Raw genomic sequence first — 22031 nt, 5'->3', positions numbered from 1 at the left:
GTGACATGACGACCGTGGCGCCACCGGCACACGCCCCCAGGCGACGGGTCGCGATTCGACGGACCAACATCGCCCAGCAGTCTTGGATCATGGTCAAGCGCAACATGATCCACACCAAGCGCATGCCCGAGATGCTGAGCGACGTCACCACCCAGCCCATCATGTTCGTGTTGCTGTTCGCGTTCGTTTTCGGCGCGTCGATACCCAACCCGGGAGGCACCAACTACCGTGAGTTCCTGCTGCCGGGCATCCAGGCGCAAACCATCGTGTTCTCGGCATTCGTCGTGGCATCCGGTATCACCGCCGACATCGAGAAGGGCATCATCGACCGGTTCCGCTCGCTGCCCATTTCGCGATCGTCGGTGCTCATCGGTCGCAGCATCGCCAGCCTGATCCACTCGTCGCTGGGCGTGGTGGTGATGGCGCTGACGGGCCTGGCGATCGGCTGGCGCATCCGCGGCAGCGTCGCCGAGGCGGTGCTGGCCTTCGCTCTGGTCCTGGTCTTCGGTTTCGGAATGATCTGGTTCGGCATCCTGATCGGCTCACTGCTGCGCACCGTCGAGGCCGTCAACGGCGTGATGTTCACCGTCTTGTTCCCGATCACGTTCCTGGCCAACACATTTGTCCCGACCGAGCCGATGCCTCACTGGCTGCGGGTCATCGCGGAGTGGAACCCGGTGTCGTCGCTGGCTCAGGCGATGCGCGAACTGTGGGGCAACGGCGGACCCGCGCCCGACAGTGCGCAGCTGCCGCTGCACCATCCGGTGCTGGCCACCATCCTGTGGTCCCTGCTGCTGACGGCGGTCTTCGCGCCGTTCGCCCTACGCGCCTACGCCCGCCGCACCGGCAGCTAGGCGCGAATCGCGGCCACCGTCCATGCGGGCAGGATCGGCGCCCGGGTGAGGAAGTGCTCCGACTGCCCGGTCGCCCGCAACAGGACCTGCGTCCGCAGGATGCAACACCCCATGCGGACCATCGCGAATATCTCGTACCAGTCGAGATCTGCGAGCGGCCTTCCGAGCATCTCCTCGTAGCGTCCGACAACCGAAGCGCGGCTGTCGAAGCCTTCCAGTTCGGGGTCGAGGTCCAAGCCGTTGACCTCGAGCATCTGCTTGCGGGTGGCCAGCCACCACGCGACATCGGCTTCGGCGGGGCAGACGCAGGCCTGCTCCCAGTCCAGCGCGCCGACAAGTTCGCCGGAGTCGTCGAAGATCGCGTTGGACAACCGCGCATCGCCCCAGCAGATGCTCAAATGGGTTGTGGCGGAGGGTGTGCGGCGTGTCAGCCAGTCGAAAGCTTCGGTGATGACATCGGGGACCTGGTCATCGGTGCCCCATCTGACGTACTCCCGCCACCATTCGAGTTCGGCGCTGACGCCGACTCCCTCGGGTCGGGTCAGCCACGGGGCCTGTTCGGGCGGCACCCGATGCAGGCGCGCCATCGTTTCCAGGAATGAGTCGTGCACTCGGCGCTGCACGGTCATGCCGGCGTCGTGCAGCCAACCGCGCGTGGCATAGCTGGTGTCCGACGGTGTGTGGCCGACGATCCGTGGCATTACAAGGAATTTCGACCCGATCCACGACTCGTCGGGCTCGTAGACGATCGGTGACGGCGTCGCGACACCGTGTTCGTGGAGAAGTCGCTGCGTCGCGGACTGCGCGTCGAGGTCGTACTCGGGAAAGATGCCGCCGCCAGCAGGCGGTATCCGGATGACGTGCTCGCTGGTGCGTCCGCCGGTTTCGACGCTGAACACCAGCGTTTCGCTCGACCAGCCCGCGGCCCGGTTCGCCGGCCGTAGTTCGGATAAGACGACCTCGTCGGTGTGCCGGTTGGCGAACCAGTCCCGCAGCCTGGCACGGGTGGCCTCGAGGTCGCGTCTGACCAGAGCGATGCCCGCCATGGAGAAAGGCTTACACGCTGCCGGTGAGATGTAAAGAAGAACCCTGTTACATCCGATGGTCCATATGTAATACGCTCGCGAAGTGACCCGACCGCAGGCGCTCACCTTCGGCGACATCTCCGACCACGACCGGCCACTGGCTGTCCTGGTCCACGGCTTCCCCGACACCCCGTTCACGTGGCGCCACCTGGGACCGCATCTGGCCGGCCACGGCTATCGCGTCATCGCACCGTGGCTCCCCGGATACGACGCACCGATCGGGCACCCGGTCAGCGTGGGCACGTACGTGCGCCACGTACGCCGGGTCGCCCACGCGAGGGGAGCCGATGACCGCGCGGTGCTGATCGGTCACGACTGGGGTGCGCACGCGGGTTACGGCGTGGTCGCGGGCCCCGCCCCGGTGTTCGGGCGTTTCGTGGCGCTCGCCGTACCGCCGATCGGTGTGCTGGCGACCGGCCTGTTCACCTATCGGCAGCTCAAACGGTCGTTCTACATCTGGTTCATCCAGCAGGTCGGGTTGGCCGAGGCGGCGGTGCTCGCGCCGGGATTCTGGGAGTCCCTGTGGGCGGACTGGTCACCGGGATACGACTGCGCCGAAGACATCGCCGAACTGCGCAGGCACGTCACCGCCGAGAACGTCGCCGACGTCGTCGGGCCGTACCGCGCATCGTTCAATCCGGAGTTCGGCGATCCCGAAGTCGCCGACGAGACCGCGGCGACGGCCGTGCCGCCCCCGGTCCCGACGCTCTATCTGCATGGCCGCAACGACGGGGCGATAGGCGCCGAGCTGCTCGGGAAACTGGACGAGTACCTGCCGACCGCTGGGTCGTCGCACGAAGTCATCGACGGGGTCGGACACTTCCTGCACCTCGAACAGCCCGAGCTGATCGCGGCCAAGATCAGCGACTGGCTGGACGCGGGCTGAGCGATGCGGAACGGCCGTTGCGCGCGGCGTCGAGACCTGCGGCGTGGCGCAGTTCGGCGAGGAAGTTCTCGGGGCTGGCTCCTCCGAGCAGGTAGTGGCACACCGCGATGCGCACCACGGCCGCCGCGGCGACGTCCTTGTTGTCGCCGGGGATGATCCGTGCGATCCGCTCGTGCATGATCGGCAGCACCCGCCTCATTTGATGGAGCACGTGATCGGGTTCGGTATCGGCGAGCGATCCGAGGGAGTAGGTGCTCTGGAACTCGACGATGAAGCGCAACGCCGCATCGAGGCGGTCGCTGTCCACGAGGCCCGCCATCGCGTTCGCGATTCCCGCATCGAAATTGTCCTGTTCGTAGAGGCCGAACGCCTCGAGCAAACCCTCCTTGGAACCGAAGTGGCGGTACAGCGTCGGGCGGGAGACGCCCGCTTGGGCGGCGACATCGGACAGCTGCAGCTTCCGCCGACCGTCACGAGCCAGCACGACGAAAGTGGCCGCGAGGATGCGCCGCCGCGTCGACTGCTCGGAATCCTCGGTGTGGGCCACGATCAACCTTTACATCTGCAGGGTCAAATGTCACACTAGCGCTACATCAAGCCCGAGCACCCCATTGACGGGTGAGTTACCGGATGCGCAGTGCCACGTCCGGTGCGGAGGAGAGCAACGGTGACCGACCTCGTCGTCCGCAAGATCGGATGGGAGTTCGACGCCTCAGTGCCGTTCATGTGGCAGCCGGCCAACCCGAATTTCGGACTGTTCTGCAATGCGTTCACGTTCATCGCGGTGCCCTTCGAGCGCTACATCGTCAGCGCGGTGCGGATGGCCGCTGACCGGTTGGCCGAAAGTCCCGGCGTCGCGGAGGAAGCCGAGGGGTTCCTCAAGCAGGAAGCCCAGCATGCCGCCGCGCATCGCAAGCACATGCTCGCGCTGATCGACCGCTACCCCGACCTCGAGCAGTGCTACGCCGACGCCTGCGCGGCCTACGACGAGCTGCTGAGGAACGAGCCGGTCGCCTTCCACCTCGCCTACGTCGCCAACCTCGAAGCCACGTTCACCCCGCTGTTCAAAGTGATTCTGGACCACCGAGATTCGCTGTTCGGCGGGGGCGATGTCCGGGTCGCCTCGCTGATGATGTGGCACTTCGTCGAGGAGATCGAGCACCGCAGTTCGGGGCTGATCCTGTGCAATCACGTCAACCCCCACCCGTGGTCCCGCGTCAAGCACATCAAGAGGACGTTCAGCCATGTCGCCGCCATCGCCGACGCGATCGCGACGGTGTTCGACGAGGTCGTCCCGATGGAGGATCGCGGCGTCTCCACCCGCGAGTTGTTGTCGGGTGACTTTCTGACCGGTGAACTCAAACACCGCCTGCCCATCCTGCGCCGCCGACGCGACGGCCGGGGAGCACCCACGATCTTCCAACCGGTGCCGACCGCCGACCTGGCGAAAATGGTGTGGCGGCTGGCGCTTTCGCAGACGCCGTACCACGATCCGGCCGATCAGCCGCTGCCCGCGTGGGCGCAGACCTGGATGCGCGCCTACGACGACGGCGCAGATATGACGACGTTCGCCCGGTCGTCGTCCACCACGGGAAGGTGACATCGATTGTTGACGACGAACTACGGCGGTCTGGTGCCCGAAGACGAGTCGCTCACCCACCAGATCGTCGACACGTTCGCAACGGTCAGCCAATCGGATCCGTCGTGGACGGAGAAGATCTGGACGCTCGCGCATGCACGGGACAACTCGCTGCAGGTCGTGCTCGGCGTCGGTAAGTACACCAACCGCGGCGTGTTCGACGGTGCGGCCGGGGTGTGCCGCGGCACCGAGCAGTGGACCGTGCGCGGCGGGCGCCGCCTGTCGGCCGATCCCTCCTCGACCGCCGTCGGGCCGATCCGCTATCGCGTGCTCGAGCCGCTGCGGTCGATTCAGGTGAGCCTCGAGCCGTCCGAACACGCGCCGATCTCCTTCGACGTCGTCATGCAGGGCAGCTTCGATGCGGCGCTGGAGGATCCGTGGCCCGACCGCAGCCCGGACGGCTACCGCGTCTCCCATAATGTGTTGCGCTACCACCAGATCGGCGTGGCGTCCGGCTGGGTCGAGGTCGAAGGTCGTCGCACCGAGATTCGGCCCGACGAGTGGATATCGGTGCGCGACCATTCTTGGGGCCTGCGACCCGGGGTCGGTAAACCCATCCCCGGCCTGCCTCGTGGTGGGCGCAAGATCAAGCAGATGTTCATGACCTGGCTGCCGATGACGCTGACGCGCCCCGACGGATCGGCGTACTCGCTGTTCGTGATGTATCAGGAGGAGCGTGGCGACGGTTTTCTCGAAATACGTTGCCAGGCAGAGCAACAGAACGACGACGGCACATCGCACCGGTTTGTCTCGGTGGAACAGGATCTGCACTTCAACGACGAGAACCGGCGACTGACCCACGGCACCGTCACGTTGATCGACTCCGACGGATCGCGGCGACCGCTGACGATCACCGCGGCCGGACCGACGGGCTTTCACCTCGGCACGGCCGGCTACTACGGCTGGAACGACTGGGTCTACGGCCAGTGGGTGGGCGATCTGCGCGTGGAGGGCTACCACGTGACCGACTGCGACACCGCGGAGAACGCGCGCAAGCTGCATCAGCTGCGGGATCTGCTGGTCCGCGTGGAAGATCCGGTGGGTGGCGGTTCCGGGCTCGGCAACGCCGAGACGTTTGCGCTGGGGGAGTTCCCGGAGCGAGGGCTCACCGCCGAGAACTCGTTCCTCTGAACCAGAAACGAGCGTGACGCCTCTGGGCGCGCCCATCTGAGTATTGTGTACTATACTTAGCATGGTGCACAACGCCGGCCGACTGGACGACCACCCCACCGTGCGCAAGGTGCGCTCGCGAAAGGCGACGAACCCGGGCATCGTCGATGCCGACTGGCTCCGCCGGGTATGCCTGGACGCCGGGGTCGACGACGTCGCATTCGTCAGCGTCGACAACCCGGACCTGGCCGCTGAGCGTGAGCACGCCGACGCGGCCCTGCCCGGCGTGCGCAGCTACATCGCGCTCGTGGTGCGGATGAACCGCGACAACGTCCGCTCGGCGGCCCGCAGTGTGGCCAACCAGGAGTTCCACCGCAGTGGCGAGATCATGAACGAGGCCGCCCACCGCATCACGCGGGTGCTTCAGGACGCGGGATACCGGGCGGTCAATCCGTCGATGTCGTTCCCGATGGAGATGGACCGGTACCCCGGCCGCATCTGGGTGGTCGCGCACAAGCCCATCGCCGTGGCGGCGGGCTTGGGCGTGATGGGCATCCATCGCAACGTCATCCATCCGAAGTTCGGGAACTTCATCCTGCTCGGCACAATTCTTCTCGCTGCGCCTGTTTCGAGTTACGGTGAGCCGCTGGACTATTCACCGTGCCTGGAGTGCAAGCTGTGCGTCGCGGCATGCCCGGTCGGCGCGATCAAGAAAGACGGTGATTTCGACTTCCTCGCCTGCTCGGTACACAACTATCGCGAGTTCATGGGCGGTTTCACCGACTGGGTGCAGACCGTCGCCGACAGCGAGGACGGCGCCGATTTCCGCTCCCGCGTGAGCGATTCGGAGAACGCGTCGATGTGGCAGAGCCTGTCGTTCAAGGCCAACTACAAGGCCGCATACTGCCTGGCGGTGTGCCCGGCGGGCGAGGATGTCATCGAACCGTATCTCGATGACCGCAAGGGGTTCATGGACCTGGTGTTGCGGCCGCTGCAGGAGAAGAAGGAAACGCTCTACGTGCTGCCCGACTCCGCGGCCAAAGAGCACGCCGAACGCCGGTTCCCCCACAAACACGTGAAGGTCGTCGGCAGCGGCATCCGGGGGGTGTGACGCAGGCCGCCGACCGCGCGCGGAATACATCGTCGTCGACTGGGCGTTTGGCCATGCATGATGACGAGACTGCCGCTGCGTCGGCTGATGATCATGGTTGCGGCAGTATTCATCTCGGGTGCGGCACTGGGTGCTCCGCTCGTGATGTCGGCAGCACCGGCCGCTGCGGCGCCCACCGGGGAGTGTCCCGATGTGCAAGTGGTGTTCGCTCGCGGCACCGGGGAACCGGCGGGCGTCGGCCGCGTCGGCCAGGCATTCGTCGACACGTTGCGACCGCTCGTGAGCGACAAGTCCGTCGCCGTCTACGCGGTCAACTATCCCGCGACACGGGACTTCCTGCGCGCCGCCGAGGGCGCCAACGACGCCAGCCTGTTCGTCCAGAACATCGCCACCGCCTGCCCGGACACCAGGATCGTGCTTGGTGGGTACTCACAGGGTGCCGCCGTCATCGACGCCATCGCCCTGGCGAACACGCCGACACTCGGCTTCACCCAGCCCATGCCCGCCACGGTCGCCGACCGCGTCGCCGCGGTCGCGGTGTTCGGCAATCCCTCCGTCCGCCTGCTCGGCGGTCCGCTCACCGCGCTGAGCCCGGCGTACGGGGCCAAGACCATCGACCTGTGCAACGGCGCGGATCCGGTGTGCTCCAACGGAAACGACGTCGCGGCGCACAGCCGCTACGTCGAGTCGGGGCTCACTGCGCAGGCGGCGCAGTTCACCGCCGACCGCCTCGGTGCCGCCGCGCCGATCACCACGCTGTCCGGCCACACCGGAGGCTGACGTCAGCCCCAGGCGTGCACGATGTTCTGCGCCGGCTCCACGCCGTGTGCCACCAGGATCTCGGTGGCGTCAGCGGCCTGCTCACAGATCGTCGGGACGTCCTTCCACTCCGCGGAGGTGAAGGTGCTCAACACGAACTTCGCGCCTTCGGTGCGGCCGGGCGGCCTACCGATACCGATCCGGACGCGCTGAAAGTCGTTGCTACCCAACGACGAAGCGACCGACCGTAGCCCGTTGTGCCCGGCCACACCGCCACCGAACTTCAGCCGGATCCGGCCGAAGTCGATGTCGAGCTCGTCGTGGATCACCACGATGTCGGCCGGTGGCACCGAGTAGAACTTGGCCAGCGGTCCGACCTGCCGACCCGACTCGTTCATGTAGGTACGCGGTTTGGCCAGCACCACCGAGCGTCCGGCGAGGCGGCCGGTGACCACCTCGGCGCCGGACTTCTTGTGCACCTTGAATCCCGAGCCGATGCGATCGGCGAGGATGTCGGCGACGAGGAACCCGAGGTTGTGCCGCGTCGTGGCGTATTGCGGTCCCGGGTTGCCCAGGCCGACCACGAGTAGTGGTTCGGCCATGCCGGACTACTCGGATTCTTCGGCGGGAGCCGCCTCGGCGGAGTCGCCCTCGCCCTCGTCGGCGACCTCGGCGACGTCGGCTTCCGCCTCCTCCGGCGTCTCACCGCCGCCCTCGGCCTCGAGCTCCTCGGCCGTCGGCGCGACGACGACGTTGACCACGAGCGAGTCGGGGTCGGTCACCAGCGTGACACCCGACGGCAGCTCGAGTGAGCCGGCCGTGAACTGCGTCCCCGCCTCGACGCCTTCAACCGAGACGACGACGTTCTCCGGAATCGACTGCACGTCGGCTTCGACCTCGATCGTGTTGGTCTCCTGGGTGACCAGGGTCCCGGGCACCGCGTCACCCTCGATGACGACGTTGATCTCGACGACGACCTTCTCGCCACGGCGCACGACGAGCAGATCGGCGTGCGTGATGGTGCGGCGGATCGGGTGGATGTCGAGAGCCCTGGTCAGCGCGAGCTGCTCCTTGCCGTTGATATCGAGGGTGAGCACCGCGTTGGTGCCCGAGTTGCGAAGCACGGCCGCGAAGTCACGGCCGTCGAGTTCGAGGTGCTGCGGATCGGTGCCGTGACCGTAGAGGACCGCGGGCACCTTGCCGTTGCGGCGGGCGCGGCGCGATGCGCCCTTGCCGGTCTCGGTGCGGACCGCCGCGGTCAGGTTGTTGGGGGCGTTCTTCGCCATGATGTGGGTGCTCCTGTCGTGTGCTCAGCACGGCGGGGCTCAACCACAAGGTTCGCGTCGATAACGGTGGCCTCCGCTGGCGCGGCCACCCTCGCCGTGATCACCGGCCAGGGTAGCCGGAAACGGTGCTGCGCCCCAAATCAGAGCGGGAACGCGGTGTCGGTGAGCTGCTCGGAGAGCTCCCACAGTGCCGTCGCCATCCGGCCGTCGCGAGCCAGCGGGCTGCGGAAGCCCGTCGGCCCGGTGGGACCGCGGCTGCCGAAGCGCGGGCCGACGAACGTGTCGCCCGGCAGGTCCTCGGCCACCGCGTACAGGGTCTGGCGGGCACCGAAGTCGGGCTCGGTGGCGAAGATCCGGTTGGCGGCGAGCCAGAAGCGGGTCCCGATCGGGTTGCCCGTCTGGCCCTGCAGGTTGGTGGCGGAGTAGCCCGGGTGTGCGGCGATCGCCCGGATCGGCGAGCCCACCTCGTCGAGTCGACGCTGCAGGTCCTTCGTGAACAGCAGGTTCGCGAGCTTGGACTGCCCATACGCCGGCCACGCCAGGTACGGCCGGGCCTTCCAGTTGAGGTCTTTGAGGTTGATCCGGCCGAAGATGTGCATGATCGACGACACCGTCACGACCCGGTCGCTGATCTTGGGCAGCAGCAGGTTGGTCAGGGCGAAGTGGCCGAGATGGTTGGTGCCGATCTGGCTCTCGAAGCCGTCGACGGTCAACGCGTACGGGACGGCCATGATGCCGGCGTTGTTGACCAGCACGTCGACGGCGTCCACACCGTCGGCGAACGCGCGCACGGACGCCAGGTCCTGCAGGTCCAGCTTGCGGACCTCGACGTCCCCGGTGATCGTCGCCGCGGCCTCGTCACCCTTGGCGGTGTTGCGCACGGCGAGGATGACCTTGGCGCCTGCTCCGGCCAGTTCGCGCGCCGTGATCAAGCCGATGCCGCTGTTGGCGCCGGTGACGATGACGGTGCGTCCGGAGAAGGAGGGCAGATCCGCGGCGGTCCAGTCGCTCATGCCGACCACCCTAGTGACGTACCGCGAAATGGCATTCCAGCAGGTCTCCACTCGCACTTTCGCTGCTGGAATGCAATTTCGCGGCATTGTCGGGGCTGGTCAGCACAATCTGGCCATGGGGGAGATATTCATCGGGTCGGAAGCAGTCGCCAACGGCATCGTCACTCGACATGAACTGGCCCGGTGGTACCGGCCGGTGTATCCGGATGTCCATGCTCGGCGGGGGCGGCAACTAACGGTTGAAGATCGCACCTTCGCAGCATGGTTGTGGTCCAAACGCGGCGGAATCGTCACCGGCGTCGCGGCCTCAGCACTTCACGGCGCGGAGTGGGTCGACGACACCGCGATCGAATTGGTCTACGACTGTGCCAGGCCCCCGAAAGGCATCATCACCCGCAATGAACGCATAACGGGCGACGAGTTCGTCTGGCAAGGGCTATTCCTCGCGACTCCCGCGCGTACCGCCTTCGACCTCGGCCGGCACCTGCCTCGTGGACAGGCAATCGCGCGGCTCGACGCCCTCATGCGCGCGCAGCCATTCTCGATGGAGGACGTGTTGCTCCTGGCCAAGCGGTATCAGGGCGCCCGGGGTGTCAAACGGCTCAAGGAGTTGCTACCGCTGGTCGACGGCGGTGCCGCGTCACCCCGCGAGACCTGGCTTCGGCTGCTGTTCATCGACGCCGGACTTCCCAAGCCGAGCACCCAGATCCCCATCGTCGACGAGTTCGGGAACCTACTTCGGACAGTCGACATGGGCTGGGAGGATTTCGGGGTGGTCGCCGAGTACGACGGCGATCAGCACCGCACGTCGCGCGCTCAGTACGTCAAGGACCTGCGAGTGATACCGCAGATCGAACGGCTCGGCTGGATCGTGCTCAGAGCGATAAAGGAAGACCATCCGCAGTACTTGGTCAGAAGGGCGTGGGACGCGCTGGTGTCCCGCGGCTGGCGACCCTGATCCCAATCCCCGAAATTGCATTCCCGCAGGCCGCTACTCGCACTTTTCCTGCTGGAATGCCATTTCGCGCAAAAACTGGGGCTACTTCGGCGGCGGCTTGGGAACCGCGACGTTGAAGCCGCCGATGATCTTCTCGATGTCGGGGGCCTCTTCGGCGGCCTTCTGGGCGAAACTCGTCACCGTGAACTGGACGAGATAGCGCTGCTTGGCGGGCGGTGCGCCGGTCGCGATGACGATGCGGTTGTAGCTGTGCATCCGGGTGCCGTTGAGGTCGTAGCTGCCCTCGATCATCGCCGACGGGAAACCCTTGAAGTCGTCCATGGACGCGTTGAGGCGCTTGAAGTTCTGCGACATCTCGGCATCGACGTAGCCGTGCTTGATCGCCTCGCGCGGATCGAAATCGCCGGTCAACTTCATCACCACCAGCATCGCGATCGGGTAAGTCTCACCCTTGGCGATCACCCTGGTTCCCGGCGCGAAGTTGGTGTTGAAGTACGGCTCCCACCCGGCAGGCGTCGGAAACGAGACGGTCAGATCGGTGAGCTTCTCGGGGAACACGGGCTGGCCGGTCACCCCGGCCTGTTCCAGGAACGCCGCGACGGGCACCGGCTTGTCGTCGGGGTTGGCGGTGGTCGACGGCGGCGACGACGAGGTCGACCACACCGACTGATAGTTGGGCGGTTCGGTGCCGCAGCCGGACACCGCGGCGATCGCACCGACAACCGCCACCGCAGCGGCAAGAACTCGAAAGCCTCGACGGCTCACAGAATCTCGCGTACCGCGTCGATCGGCCGGGCCAACCGGGTGCCCTTCGGCGTGACAACGAACGGTCGCTCGATCAGGATCGGGTTGGCGGCCATCGCGTCGAGGAGCTCGTCGTCAGAGGCGTCCGCCAAACCCAGTTCGCCGTAGAGGGATTCGCGTTTACGCACGGCGGTGCGCACGTCGATGCCGGCGTCGGAGATCATCTTCTCCAGCTCGGCGCGGGTCGGCGGCGTCTTCAGGTACTGCACGATCTCAGGCTCGATCCCGTTCTCGCGCAACAAGTCCAACGTCTTGCGCGAGGTCGAGCACTTGGGATTGTGGTAGATCGTCGCGCTGCACATCGGAGCCGACATTTATGCCGACCCGTCGAAAAGGCTTGTCACCGAGCCGTTGTCGAACACCGCGCGGATCGTGTTCGCCAGCAACGGGGCGATCGAGAGCACGGTCAACTGCGCGAAGTGCTTGTCCTCGCCGATGGGCAGCGTGTTGGTGACGATCACCTCGCAGGCGCCCGAATCGGCCAGCCGCTCGCGGGCCGGATCCGACAGCACGCCGTGTGTCGCCGCGATGATCACGTCGCCGGCGCCGTCGGCCTTGAGCAGCTTGACCGCGCCGGCGATGGTGCCGCCGGTGTCGATCATGTCGTCGGTCAGCACACAGGTCTTGCCCCGCACGTCGCCGACGACGCGGTTGGACACCACCTCGTTGGGTTTGAGTGGGTCGCGCGTCTTGTGGATGAACGCCAGCGGGACGCCTCCGAGGGAGTCCGCCCACTTCTCGGCGACGCGAACCCGGCCGGAGTCGGGGGAGACGACCACCATGTCGTGGTGGGAGTAATGCTCGGCGATGTACCCGGTGAGCAGCTTCTGCGCCCGCATGTGGTCGACCGGTCCGTCGAAGAAGCCCTGGATCTGGTCAGTGTGCAGATCGACGGTGACGATCCGGTCGGCACCCGCGGTCTTGAGCAGGTCGGCGACCAACCGTGCCGAGATCGGTTCGCGCCCGCGGTGCTTCTTGTCCTGCCGTGCATACGGATAGAACGGAAGGATCGCGGTGATCCGCTTGGCGCTGCCGCGCTTGAGCGCGTCGATCATGATCAGCTGTTCCATCAGGTGCTGGTTCAGTGGCGCCGGATGGCTCTGCAGCACGAAGGCGTCGCAACCGCGAACGGATTCGTCGAACCGGACGAAGATCTCGCCGTTGGCGAAGTCCCGAGCGGTCTGCGCCGTCACGGGTACGTCGAGTTCCTTGGCGACCTGTTCAGCGAGTTCGGGGTGCGCCCGACCCGAGAACAGCATCAAGTTTTTGCGATTGTCGGTCCACTCGGTGCCCACACTGCGCCCTCAAGGTCGGGGATCGATACCGGCTAATCCTACGTAGCTTGACGCGCCGGCCGTGCCCGGGTGGCCAGATCGTGAACGGCCGGGGCCGCTCACCCGGATTCGACCTCGTCCGCAGCCTGCCCGCCCTCGCCGGCCGATGCCTGCTCCGCGGCCCGCGCCGCCGCCGACCCCGGCCGCTTGCGCGTCACCCAACCCTCGATGTTGCGCTGCGGGCCGGCGGACACGGCCAGCGCACCCGGCGGCACGTCGTCACGCACGACGGTGCCCGCCCCGGTGTAGGCGCCGTCGCCGACGGTGACCGGGGCGACGAACATCGTGTCCGACCCCGTGCGGACGTGCGAGCCGATCGTGGTGCGGCTCTTGGTCTCGCCGTCGTAGTTGACGAAGACGCTCGACGCCCCGATATTGCTGTGCTCGCCGATGTCGGCGTCGCCGACGTACGTCAGATGCGGCACCTTGGTGCCGGTGCCGATCGTCGTGTTCTTGGTCTCGACGAACGCGCCGAGCTTGCCGTCGGCGCCCAGCACGGTGCCCGGCCGCAGGTAGGTGAACGGCCCGACCGTCGCGCCGTCCCCGATGACCGACGAGGTGGCGTGCGTGCGGCATACGGTCGCGTCCTCACCGAGCGTGACGTCGGCCAACGTGGTGTCGGGCCCGACCTCACACCGCCCGCCGATGCGGGTGTCGCCGAGCAGCTGGGTGCCCGGCTTGACCACGGTGTCGCGGCCGATGGTCACGTCGACGTCGATCCACGTCGTGGCGGGATCGACCACCGTGACCCCGGCCCGCTGGTGGGTGGCGACGATGCGCCGGTTCAGCTCCGCGCCGAGTTCGGCCAGCTGCACGCGGTCGTTGACCCCCGCCACCAGCATCGAGTCGTCGACGTGCTTGGCCCGTACGACCAGACCGTCGGACCGCACGATCGAGACGACGTCGGTCAGGTATTGCTCCTGCTGGGCGTTGTCCGAGCTCAAGCGGCGCAGCGCCGACCGCAGCGCGGCGGCGTCGAACGCGTACACCCCGGCGTTGACCTCGGTGATGGCCCGCTGCTCGGGCGTGGCGTCGGCCTGTTCGACGATGCCCATCACTTCGCCGTCCTGGGTGCGCAGGATGCGGCCGTAACCCGTCGGGTCGGGCAGCGTGGTGGTCAACACGGTCGCCGCCGTCGCCCGGCTGTTGTGCGTGCCGATCAGGTCGGCCAGCGTGTCGGCGTCGAGTAGCGGCACGTCACCCGAGGTCACGACCAGCGTGCCTGCGAAGTCGGCCGCCAGTGCCGCCAAACCGCACTGCACGGCGTGTCCGGTGCCGAGTTGCTGCTCTTGGGTCGCGGTGTCGATCGGGCGGCCGAGCTCGGCGGCCAGCCGCTCGACCTCGGGCGTCACCCGGTCCCGGTCCTTGCCGACCACGACGACCAGGTGCCGCGGCGCCGCCTTGGCCACCGCGTGCAGTGCGTGGGCGAGCATGCTGCGACCCGCCAGGGTGTGCAGCACCTTCGGGGTGTCGGATCGCATCCGGGTTCCGGCGCCGGCCGCGAGCACGACCACCGCGGTTTCAGGGGCTGCCGTCATCCGGTCTCCTGCCTATCGGATGTGCGGTTTCATGCGCGACACGCCGGTCACGCCGCATGTGAGCGCACAATCGCGGCCAAATTGCTCCGTCGCCAGGACTCGAACCTGAACTATCTGAACCAAAATCAGAGGTGCTGCCGATTACACCACGACGGATCGGACAACTCGTGATGCTAGTCCAATCGCCGGACCCCTCTTCGTTTGTTCCCGACGGCAGGCGCCTCGCCGTCTGATCGCCGCCCGACCACTACATCTGCATCTACCCTGGTGACCGTGGCAGCACCCGACAAGGAGGTCAGGGCACCGCGGGCGCGGATGACGGGCGCCGAGCGGCGCCACCAGCTCATCGAGGTCGCGCGCAAGCTCTTCGCCGAGCGCGGCTACGAGGGCACCTCGATCGAGGAGATCGCCCAGCGCGCGAACGTCTCCAAGCCCGTCGTCTACGAGCACTTCGGCGGCAAAGAGGGCCTCTACGCGGTGGTCGTCGACCGCGAGATGTCGGCGTTGCTCGACGGGATCACCTCCTCGCTGACCCGGATGACCAACAACCGCTCGCGGCTGCGCATCGAACGCGTCGCGCTCGCCCTGCTGACCTACGTCGACGAACGCACCGACGGCTTCCGCATCCTGATCCGTGACTCCCCGGCGTCGATCACCTCAGGCAGCACCTATTCGACGCTGCTCAACGAGGCCGTCAACCAGGTGTCCTCGATCCTGGCCGGCGACTTCTCCCGCCGCGGACTGGACCCGGAGATGGCGCCGCTCTACGCCCAGGCGTTGGTCGGCTCGGTGTCGATGACCGCGCAGTGGTGGCTCGACGTACGCGAGCCCAAGAAAGAGGTCGTCGCAGCGCATCTGGTCAACCTGTGCTGGAACGGGCTGATGCATCTGGAGAACGATCCGCCGTTGCTCGACGAGTGACGTAGATCTCGTCAGCGGATCCGCGCAAACCCTCGTCGCGGCAAGCCTTTCGGCGCGTGCCTACGATGGAAGCATCATGACCGCATCGGGGACCCTGTCCGTCCCAACCCCGATCGCCGGGCTCGTCGAACTGGCCCTACGAGATCCCTCCCTCGCCGAGATCTCGCGCCGCGCCGCCGACAAGCCCGCCGATCTCGCCATCGTCGGCCCGGCCGCCGCCCGCGCTTTCGTCGCATCCGCGATCGCGCACGCCTCTGCGCTGGTCGTCGTGACCGCCACCGGGCGCGAGGCCGACGATCTGACCGCCGAACTGCGTGGCGTGTTCGGTGAAACCGTCGCGATGTTCCCCTCGTGGGAGACGCTGCCGCACGAGCGGCTGTCCCCGGGAGTCGACACCGTGGGCGCTCGGCTCATGTTGCTGCGCAGGCTGACCCATCCCGACGACGCGCGTCTAGGCCCGCCGCTGCAAGTGGTGGTCACCACCGTGCGCTCGCTGCTGCAGCCGATGGTGCCCGACGTGGCCGACGTGGAACCGGTGACCTTGAGCGTGGGCGTCGAGGCGGAGTTCGACGGTCTGATCGCCCGGTTGGTCGAACTCGCCTACACCCGCGTCGACATGGTCGGCAAGCGCGGCGAGTTCGCGGTGCGCGGCGGCATTCTCGACCTGTTCCCGCCAACCTACGAGCATCCGGTCCGCATCGAGTTCTGGGGCGACGAGGTGTCCGAGATGCGGATGTTCGCGGTCGCCGATCAGCGGTCGATCCCCGAGATCGACATCGAAACCGTCATCGCCGTTCCGTGCCGTGAGGTGCTGCTGACCGACGACGTCCGCGAGCGCGCCGTCGAACTGGCCCGCGAGCACCCCGTTCACGAGAACACGCTGCCCGGCACCGTGCCCGACCTGCTGGCCAAGCTGTCCGAGGGCATCCCGGTCGACGGGATGGAAGCCCTGCTCCCGCTGTTGCGTCCCGACGCGCTGTCGACGTTGTCGGATCTGCTGCCCGACGGCATGCCGCTGCTGATCTGCGATCCGGAGAAGGTCCGCACCCGGGCCGCCGATCTGATCAAGACGGGCGGCGAGTTCCTGGAGGCGTCCTGGTCGACGGCGGCGGTGGGCGGTGACACCCCGATCGACCTCGAGGCTTTGGGTGCGTCGGGTTTCGTCGAACTCGACGATGCGCGCGCCGCCGCCCGCGAGGGCGGACATCCGTGGTGGACGTTGAGCCAGCTGTCCGACGAAGCCGGATTCGAGGTGGATATCCGGCCCGCCCCGTCGGCGCGCGGTTCGCAAGCAAGTATCGGCGAGATCTTCGCCATGCTGCGCGCCCACGTTGCGACCGGCGGTTGCGCCGCGGTCGTCACGGCCGGCGCGGGCACCGCGCAGCGCGTTGTCGAGCAGCTTGCCGAATCCGATGTTCCGGCAGGACTTTTGGAGCCCGGTGGCTCGCTCAAGGACGGCGTCGTCGGCGTGCTCAAGGGCCCACTGCACGACGGTGTCGTGATGCCGGGCGCGAAGCTGGTGGTGATCACCGAGAGCGACCTCACCGGCAACCGCGCGACCGCCGCCGAAGGCAAGAGGCTTGCGGCCAAGCGGCGCAACGTCGTTGACCCGCTGGCGCTGACCGCAGGCGACCTGGTGGTGCACGACCAACATGGCATCGGCCGGTTCGTCGAGATGACCGAGCGTGTCGTCGGCGGCGCCCGTCGCGAGTACCTGGTGCTCGAATACGCCTCCTCGAAACGGGGTGGCGGCACCGACAAGCTCTACGTGCCGATGGACTCGCTTGATCAGTTGTCCCGCTACGTCGGCGGGGAGTCGCCGACGCTGTCGCGGCTGGGCGGCAGTGACTGGACCAACACAAAGACCAAGGCACGCCGCGCAGTTCGCGAGATCGCCGCCGAACTGGTGTCTTTGTACGCCAAGCGACAGGCCTCGCCCGGCCACGCGTTCGCCCCTGACAGCCCGTGGCAGGCCGAGATGGAGGACGCGTTCGGCTTCACCGAGACCGTCGATCAGCTGACCGCGATCACCGAGGTCAAGGCCGACATGGAAAAGCCGATCCCGATGGACCGGGTGATCTGCGGCGACGTCGGCTACGGCAAGACCGAGATCGCGGTGCGGGCGGCGTTCAAGGCGGTGCAGGACGGTAAGCAGGTCGCGGTGCTGGTGCCGACGACGCTGCTGGCCGACCAGCACCTGCAGACCTTCTCCGAGCGGATGGCGGGGTTCCCGGTCACCGTCAAGGGCTTGTCGCGGTTCACCGACCCGGCCGAATCGCGCGCGGTGCTCGAGGGCATGAAGGACGGCAGCGTCGATATCGTGATCGGTACACACCGCCTGCTGCAGACGGGCGTGACGTGGAAGGATCTCGGCCTGATCGTGGTCGACGAGGAACAGCGTTTCGGCGTCGAGCACAAAGAGCACATCAAGTCGTTGCGGACCCACGTCGACGTGCTGACCATGAGTGCCACCCCCATCCCGCGCACGCTGGAGATGAGCCTGGCAGGTATCCGGGAGATGTCGACGATCCTCACTCCGCCCGAGGAGCGTTATCCGGTGCTGACCTACGTCGGGCCCCACGACGACAAACAGATCGCCGCCGCGCTGCGCCGCGAACTGCTGCGCGACGGGCAGGCGTTCTACATCCACAACCGGGTCAGGACCATCGACCAAGCGGCCGCGCGTGTTTCGGCACTGGTGCCCGAGGCGCGCGTGGTCGTCGCGCACGGCCAGATGCCCGAGGAACAGCTCGAGCGCACAGTCGAAGGTTTCTGGAATCGCGAATACGACATTCTGGTCTGCACGACGATCGTCGAGACAGGCCTGGACATCTCCAACGCCAATACGTTGATCGTCGAACGCGCCGACACCTTCGGTCTGTCCCAGTTGCATCAGCTCAGGGGCCGGGTCGGTCGTAGCCGTGAACGCGGGTACGCGTATTTCCTGTATCCGCCGGAGGTTCCGCTCACCGAGACCGCTTACGACCGGCTGGCCACCATCGCGCAGAACAACGAGCTCGGCGCGGGCATGGCAGTGGCCATGAAGGACCTGGAGATTCGCGGCGCGGGCAACGTGCTCGGCGCCGAACAGTCCGGACACGTCGCCGGTGTCGGCTTCGACCTCTACGTGCGTCTGGTGGGCGAAGCTGTCGAGGCCTATCGTGCCGCCGCGGACGGTGAAACCGTTGCCGCACCGGAAGAACCGAAGGACGTACGAATCGATCTGCCCGTCGACGCGCACCTGCCACCGGACTACATCGGCAGCGACCGGCTCCGGTTGGAGGGCTATCGCAGGCTGGCGGCGGCCGCGGATCAGGAGGCGGTGGACGCCGTCGTCGAAGAACTCGTCGACCGCTACGGTCCGCTACCCGAACCCGCGCGGCGCCTCGTGGCCGTCGCGCGTCTGCGGTTGCTGTTGAAGGCCTACGGCGTCACCGAAGTCAGCTCGGTGTCGGAGTCGACGGTTCGGCTCTCCCCGCTGCAGCTGATGGATTCGCAACAACTCCGGCTCAAGCGGATGTACCCGAGCGCCGGTTACCGGGCGACCACGTCGACGGTGCAGGTGCCTATCCCGCGTGCCGGCAACGGCATCGGCGCACCGCGCATCCGCGACCTCGAGTTGGTGCAGATGGTCGCCGACCTGATCTTGGCGTTGGATGGGAAACCACAGGGCAGCGTCGACATAATTTCGAGCCCGATTTCGTCTGGTTGATTGCCTGGTCAGGAGGGTTTTCAAGAGTGCCGCGCCCGGCCCGAATCCAGAAGCGCTGTTAACGCACCGTCATGCCGGTCCGACATACCCGTCGGGGGGTCAAGGTGTTGCTTGCCTTCTAAACCGAGGGAAGTCGTCCAAACCGAGGGCGTCGATCACCTGAAACAGGTGGTTAAGCAATTTCCTAAACCGAACATCACACGATGCCACCGAGCAATCGGTGCGTGTCGCGATGACGCAAGGCGAAGGAGTTTTCGATGGACTTCAAGAAACTGGCAGTGACCACCACGATGACCGGTGCACTCGGACTCGGCGCGCTTGGCCTGGGCGCAGGTCTGGCACAGGCGCAACCGCACATCAACATCCCGCAGCCGCCTCCGGTGCCCGTTCCGAGCGTGAACGTTCCCGATGTGAACATTCCGGCTGTCAACGCGCCGGATGTCGACGTGCCGGCTGTGAACGTTCCTGATGTGAACGTGCCGGGTGTGAATGTTCCTGATGTGAACGTGCCGGGTGTGAACGTTCCTGATGTGAACGTGCCGGGTGTGAACGTTCCCGATGTGAATGTTCCGCGGGTGAACCTGCCCGATGTGGATGTTCCGAGCGTGAACGCTCCCGATGTGGAGCTGCCCGAGGTGCAGTTCCCTGAGGTGGACAACTACTTCAAGCTCCCGCACGGGCACATCCCGCCGGGGCAGCTGAAGAACTCGCCGTTCATCAACGGGGTTCCTAACCCGTTCTACGGAATTCCGCCCGGGCAGCTGAAGAAGCTTCCGGATGTGAATGGGGTCGTCAACCCGTTCTTCGATGAGAAGCCGGGCCACTGGGTCCTCCCGGACGAGCCGTTCGAGCCGGTGTCCTGAGCAACCAGATAGGGGCACGATGGCCGTCCTGCCGCCAGGCAGGGCGGCCATCGCCGGTCGGGGCGCACGAAAGCGGGGAGCCAGGTTCTGCGCGCTTCGGGGGCGGACGAGGTGTTGGTATAACCGAGGTCAGCGATTCGGACAAAACGCGTGAGGGGGTGTAACCCGATGACCGTCGTTTTGGTCGACCCCCGACGCCCGTCCCTGATCCCGATCGACGCGATCGCCCTGCTGGCCGGCGACGTCCAGTACACCGAGGAGATGCCGATCAAGGTGCCCTGGTCGTTGCCCTCGGCGCGGCCGGCATACGACGGCGAGGACGCGCCGGTGCTGCTGTCCTCGGATCCCGAGCACCCCGCGGTCAAGGCCCGGTTGGCGGCCGGAGACAGGGTGATCTCGGCGCCCGAGGCCGCGCCGGGTGAACGTTTGGTCGACGCCGTCGCGATGATGGACAAACTGCGCACCTCCGGGCCCTGGGAGAGCGAACAGACGCACGACTCGCTGCGCCGCTACCTGCTCGAGGAAACCTACGAGGTGTTCGACGCCGTGCACAGCGGCGACGCTCACGCGCTGCGCGACGAACTCGGAGACGTGTTGCTACAGGTCCTTTTTCACGCCCGCATCGCCGAAGACGCACCACAGAATTCGTTCGGCATCGACGACGTCGCCGACGCGCTGGTACGCAAGCTGGGCAACCGCGTACCCGCGGTGCTGGCCGGGGAGCCGATCTCGCTGGACGACCAGCTCGCCCAGTGGGAGGAGCGCAAGGCGCTGGAGAAGAAGGCGAAGCGGGCGCATTCCACGATGGACGACGTGCCGACGGCTCAGCCCGCTTTGGCGTTGGCGCAGAAGGTGATCGAGCGGGTGAGTGCCGCTGGGCTGCCTGCGGACCTGATCCCCCATGCGGTCACGTCGGTGACGGTAGCGGTGGGTAGCGATGCCGAAAACACCTTGCGTTCAGCTGTTTTGGAGTTCATGGATACGGTGCGACGCGCGGAGCGGGCGATCGCCGTCGACCGTCGAGGTGACGATGTGCCAGAGGAGCTCGACGCCAGCCCACTCGGCGTCGTGACCGAAGACGAGTGGCGCGCGCACTGGCCGTCCGATCGCGCGGACGAAACAGACGGCGAGGATGACGCGATTGAACCAGATGAGACCAATGACGACGCCGATGAGACCAAAGAAGCAGAGGTGGCCGATGAGGCTGCTGAGGCCGAAGTTGCCGATTCGGCGTCCTGACCCCGTGAAGAATTTGTGCACCCGAATCGCTCCCGACGCTGAGCCGCGACGTCCCGAACACGTGGGACCATGGGCAGCGACCGAAGTTGGTTGAGGGAGTTTGGTGTCGCCGGTGCGTTGGCTGCGTGCTGTCGCCGTTCTAGGAGCGACGGCGCTGCTCTTGGCTTCTAGCTGCTCGTGGCAGCTCGGGACGCCCATCCCTGAGGGCGTACCGCCGCCGCCGGGCGACCCGGTGCCTCAGATCGACACCTACGCCAAGGGCCGCCCGGCCGATCAGCTTCACGAATGGGCCGCCGAACGCGCCCCCAAGCTGGGCATACCGGTCGCCGCGCTCGAGGCGTACGCCTATGCGGCCCGGGTGGCCGAGGTGGAGAACCCGGACTGCAAGTTGGCCTGGACGACGCTGGCCGGGATCGGGCAGGTGGAAAGCCACCACGGCACGTACCGCGGCGCGGCGATCGGCGCTAACGGCGATGTTGAACCACCCATCCGAGGGGTGTGGCTCGACGGGACCAACGGCAACCTCGAGATCTTCGACGACTCCGCGATCAGCCATGACGGCGACTCGAAGCATGCCCGCGCGATGGGCCCGATGCAGTTCATCCCCGAGACGTGGGGCCACTACGGCGTCGACGCCAACAACGACGGGCAGATCAGCGCCGACAACATGGACGATGCGGCGCTGTCGGCAGCGGGCTACCTGTGCTGGACCGGCAAGGACCTGGCCACCCCGCGCGGATGGATGAACGCGCTGCGTGCCTACAACCATTCCGACCAGTACGCGCGGACCGTGCGGGACTGGGCGACCGCTTACGCCAACGGGCACCCCCTCTAGACACGCCTGCCGAACAGGAAGGCTCTAGGCTCGTCGGTTGACGCGAAAACTCTCGCCCCCACACCGAGGACACCAAGGAGACGC

General features: G+C 66.8%; 21 protein-coding genes and 1 tRNA gene. 12 read left to right on the top strand and 10 right to left on the bottom strand.

Annotation, left to right across the window (positions count from 1 at the left end; translation table 11 throughout):
* Positions 1 to 5 precede the first annotated feature (5 nt).
* Positions 6 to 854 (top strand): ABC transporter permease, encoded by an 849-nt coding sequence (locus CEX87_RS09080; RefSeq protein ID WP_064399620.1) that lies wholly within the window; start codon positions 6 to 8, stop codon positions 852 to 854.
* Here the strand turns inward: CEX87_RS09080 and CEX87_RS09075 are convergent.
* Positions 851 to 1900 (bottom strand): phosphotransferase family protein, encoded by a 1050-nt coding sequence (locus CEX87_RS09075; protein ID WP_094286816.1) that lies wholly within the window; start codon positions 1898 to 1900, stop codon positions 851 to 853. The two genes, CEX87_RS09080 and CEX87_RS09075, sit on opposite strands and share 4 nt — an antisense overlap.
* A gap of 82 nt (positions 1901 to 1982) precedes the next feature.
* Here CEX87_RS09075 and CEX87_RS09070 point away from each other — a divergent pair, with 82 nt between their 5' ends.
* Positions 1983 to 2825, top strand: coding sequence for an alpha/beta fold hydrolase (locus tag CEX87_RS09070; protein ID WP_064426985.1), 843 nt, complete (start codon positions 1983 to 1985; stop codon positions 2823 to 2825).
* Here the strand turns inward: CEX87_RS09070 and CEX87_RS09065 are convergent.
* Entirely contained in the window at positions 2800 to 3372 is a 573-nt protein-coding gene (locus CEX87_RS09065; protein WP_233151321.1) for a TetR/AcrR family transcriptional regulator, read from the bottom strand. The genes CEX87_RS09070 and CEX87_RS09065 overlap by 26 nt on opposite strands.
* Before the next feature lie 120 nt (positions 3373 to 3492).
* On the opposite strand from CEX87_RS09065, the gene CEX87_RS09060 reads away from it, so the two are divergent.
* The 4 genes from CEX87_RS09060 to CEX87_RS09045 all read left to right on the top strand — a co-directional run bounded on the left by CEX87_RS09060 (position 3493) and on the right by CEX87_RS09045 (position 7465).
* Entirely contained in the window at positions 3493 to 4425 is a 933-nt protein-coding gene (locus tag CEX87_RS09060) for a metal-dependent hydrolase (RefSeq protein ID WP_094286814.1), read from the top strand.
* A gap of 9 nt (positions 4426 to 4434) precedes the next feature.
* Positions 4435 to 5595, top strand: a complete 1161-nt coding sequence (locus CEX87_RS09055; protein WP_233151320.1) for an Rv3169 family protein — start codon at positions 4435 to 4437, stop codon at positions 5593 to 5595.
* Positions 5596 to 5656: 61 nt separating this feature from the next.
* Complete coding sequence (locus tag CEX87_RS09050) at positions 5657 to 6685, top strand: epoxyqueuosine reductase (protein ID WP_064426983.1); 1029 nt, start codon at positions 5657 to 5659, stop codon at positions 6683 to 6685.
* Positions 6686 to 6745: 60 nt separating this feature from the next.
* Positions 6746 to 7465, top strand: coding sequence for a cutinase family protein (locus CEX87_RS09045; protein WP_416171894.1), 720 nt, complete (start codon positions 6746 to 6748; stop codon positions 7463 to 7465).
* A gap of 2 nt (positions 7466 to 7467) precedes the next feature.
* Here the strand turns inward: CEX87_RS09045 and pth are convergent, their stop codons facing one another.
* The 3 genes from pth to CEX87_RS09030 all read right to left on the bottom strand — a co-directional run bounded on the left by pth (position 7468) and on the right by CEX87_RS09030 (position 9743).
* Positions 7468 to 8046 (bottom strand): aminoacyl-tRNA hydrolase, encoded by a 579-nt coding sequence (pth, locus tag CEX87_RS09040; RefSeq protein WP_064419056.1) that lies wholly within the window; start codon positions 8044 to 8046, stop codon positions 7468 to 7470.
* A gap of 6 nt (positions 8047 to 8052) precedes the next feature.
* Positions 8053 to 8730 (bottom strand): 50S ribosomal protein L25/general stress protein Ctc, encoded by a 678-nt coding sequence (locus tag CEX87_RS09035; protein ID WP_064399565.1) that lies wholly within the window; start codon positions 8728 to 8730, stop codon positions 8053 to 8055.
* Between the two features lie 140 nt (positions 8731 to 8870).
* Complete coding sequence (locus CEX87_RS09030; RefSeq protein ID WP_094286810.1) at positions 8871 to 9743, bottom strand: oxidoreductase; 873 nt, start codon at positions 9741 to 9743, stop codon at positions 8871 to 8873.
* A gap of 115 nt (positions 9744 to 9858) precedes the next feature.
* On the opposite strand from CEX87_RS09030, the gene CEX87_RS09025 reads away from it, so the two are divergent.
* Positions 9859 to 10701, top strand: a complete 843-nt coding sequence (locus tag CEX87_RS09025; RefSeq protein ID WP_094286808.1) for a hypothetical protein — start codon at positions 9859 to 9861, stop codon at positions 10699 to 10701.
* A gap of 81 nt (positions 10702 to 10782) precedes the next feature.
* Here CEX87_RS09025 and CEX87_RS09020 read toward each other — a convergent pair whose 3' ends face one another.
* From CEX87_RS09020 to CEX87_RS09000, 5 genes are all read right to left on the bottom strand, one after another.
* Complete coding sequence (locus CEX87_RS09020; protein ID WP_233151319.1) at positions 10783 to 11430, bottom strand: LpqN/LpqT family lipoprotein; 648 nt, start codon at positions 11428 to 11430, stop codon at positions 10783 to 10785.
* A gap of 32 nt (positions 11431 to 11462) precedes the next feature.
* A complete protein-coding gene (gene arsC / locus CEX87_RS09015) occupies positions 11463 to 11807 on the bottom strand; it encodes an arsenate reductase (glutaredoxin) (protein ID WP_094286973.1) in 345 nt (114 codons plus the stop codon).
* Between the two features lie 12 nt (positions 11808 to 11819).
* Complete coding sequence (locus CEX87_RS09010; RefSeq protein WP_064399569.1) at positions 11820 to 12800, bottom strand: ribose-phosphate diphosphokinase; 981 nt, start codon at positions 12798 to 12800, stop codon at positions 11820 to 11822.
* Positions 12801 to 12898: 98 nt separating this feature from the next.
* The gene (glmU, locus tag CEX87_RS09005; RefSeq protein ID WP_094286804.1) at positions 12899 to 14377 is read right to left on the bottom strand and encodes a bifunctional UDP-N-acetylglucosamine diphosphorylase/glucosamine-1-phosphate N-acetyltransferase GlmU; all 1479 of its coding nucleotides are present in this window, start codon (positions 14375 to 14377) and stop codon (positions 12899 to 12901) included.
* 84 nt (positions 14378 to 14461) lie between these two features.
* A tRNA-Gln gene (locus CEX87_RS09000) sits at positions 14462 to 14533 on the bottom strand.
* 159 nt (positions 14534 to 14692) lie between these two features.
* Between CEX87_RS09000 and CEX87_RS08995 the strand changes: the two genes are divergently transcribed.
* The 5 genes from CEX87_RS08995 to CEX87_RS08975 all read left to right on the top strand — a co-directional run bounded on the left by CEX87_RS08995 (position 14693) and on the right by CEX87_RS08975 (position 21947).
* Positions 14693 to 15298, top strand: a complete 606-nt coding sequence (locus CEX87_RS08995; protein WP_064350709.1) for a TetR/AcrR family transcriptional regulator — start codon at positions 14693 to 14695, stop codon at positions 15296 to 15298.
* A gap of 76 nt (positions 15299 to 15374) precedes the next feature.
* On the top strand, positions 15375 to 19010 hold the full coding sequence (mfd, locus tag CEX87_RS08990; protein ID WP_094286803.1) for a transcription-repair coupling factor: 3636 nt from the start codon (positions 15375 to 15377) through the stop codon (positions 19008 to 19010).
* 257 nt (positions 19011 to 19267) lie between these two features.
* Positions 19268 to 19873 carry a hypothetical protein gene (locus CEX87_RS08985; protein ID WP_066807872.1) on the top strand — a complete coding sequence of 202 codons (606 nt, stop codon included), beginning with the start codon at positions 19268 to 19270 and terminating at the stop codon, positions 19871 to 19873.
* 168 nt (positions 19874 to 20041) lie between these two features.
* On the top strand, positions 20042 to 21112 hold the full coding sequence (locus CEX87_RS08980) for a nucleoside triphosphate pyrophosphohydrolase (RefSeq protein ID WP_064399573.1): 1071 nt from the start codon (positions 20042 to 20044) through the stop codon (positions 21110 to 21112).
* A 103-nt stretch (positions 21113 to 21215) separates the two neighbouring features.
* On the top strand, positions 21216 to 21947 hold the full coding sequence (locus CEX87_RS08975; RefSeq protein ID WP_064419064.1) for a lytic transglycosylase domain-containing protein: 732 nt from the start codon (positions 21216 to 21218) through the stop codon (positions 21945 to 21947).
* The last annotated feature ends 84 nt before the right edge of the window (positions 21948 to 22031 follow it).

This window comes from Mycobacterium lehmannii, from assembly GCF_002245535.1.
Lineage (GTDB): Bacteria > Actinomycetota > Actinomycetes > Mycobacteriales > Mycobacteriaceae > Mycobacterium > Mycobacterium lehmannii.
The sequence above is the reverse complement of the archived record's forward strand: the minus strand, read 5'-3'. Positions and strand labels throughout refer to the sequence as shown.

What these genes read in the sequence shown, in the direction of transcription:
- CEX87_RS09080 (WP_064399620.1), top strand. Translation starts at nt 6, where the DNA reads ATGACGACCGTGGCGCCACCGGCACACGCCCCCAGGCGACGGGTCGCG.
- CEX87_RS09075 (WP_094286816.1), bottom strand. Translation starts at nt 1,900, where the DNA reads ATGGCGGGCATCGCTCTGGTCAGACGCGACCTCGAGGCCACCCGTGCC.
- CEX87_RS09050 (WP_064426983.1), top strand. Translation starts at nt 5,657, where the DNA reads ATGGTGCACAACGCCGGCCGACTGGACGACCACCCCACCGTGCGCAAG.
- CEX87_RS09045 (WP_416171894.1), top strand. Translation starts at nt 6,746, where the DNA reads ATGACGAGACTGCCGCTGCGTCGGCTGATGATCATGGTTGCGGCAGTA.
- pth (WP_064419056.1), bottom strand. Translation starts at nt 8,046, where the DNA reads ATGGCCGAACCACTACTCGTGGTCGGCCTGGGCAACCCGGGACCGCAA.
- CEX87_RS09035 (WP_064399565.1), bottom strand. Translation starts at nt 8,730, where the DNA reads ATGGCGAAGAACGCCCCCAACAACCTGACCGCGGCGGTCCGCACCGAG.
- CEX87_RS09030 (WP_094286810.1), bottom strand. Translation starts at nt 9,743, where the DNA reads ATGAGCGACTGGACCGCCGCGGATCTGCCCTCCTTCTCCGGACGCACC.
- CEX87_RS09025 (WP_094286808.1), top strand. Translation starts at nt 9,859, where the DNA reads ATGGGGGAGATATTCATCGGGTCGGAAGCAGTCGCCAACGGCATCGTC.
- arsC (WP_094286973.1), bottom strand. Translation starts at nt 11,807, where the DNA reads ATGTGCAGCGCGACGATCTACCACAATCCCAAGTGCTCGACCTCGCGC.
- glmU (WP_094286804.1), bottom strand. Translation starts at nt 14,377, where the DNA reads ATGACGGCAGCCCCTGAAACCGCGGTGGTCGTGCTCGCGGCCGGCGCC.
- CEX87_RS08995 (WP_064350709.1), top strand. Translation starts at nt 14,693, where the DNA reads ATGACGGGCGCCGAGCGGCGCCACCAGCTCATCGAGGTCGCGCGCAAG.
- mfd (WP_094286803.1), top strand. Translation starts at nt 15,375, where the DNA reads ATGACCGCATCGGGGACCCTGTCCGTCCCAACCCCGATCGCCGGGCTC.
- CEX87_RS08985 (WP_066807872.1), top strand. Translation starts at nt 19,268, where the DNA reads ATGGACTTCAAGAAACTGGCAGTGACCACCACGATGACCGGTGCACTC.
- CEX87_RS08980 (WP_064399573.1), top strand. Translation starts at nt 20,042, where the DNA reads ATGACCGTCGTTTTGGTCGACCCCCGACGCCCGTCCCTGATCCCGATC.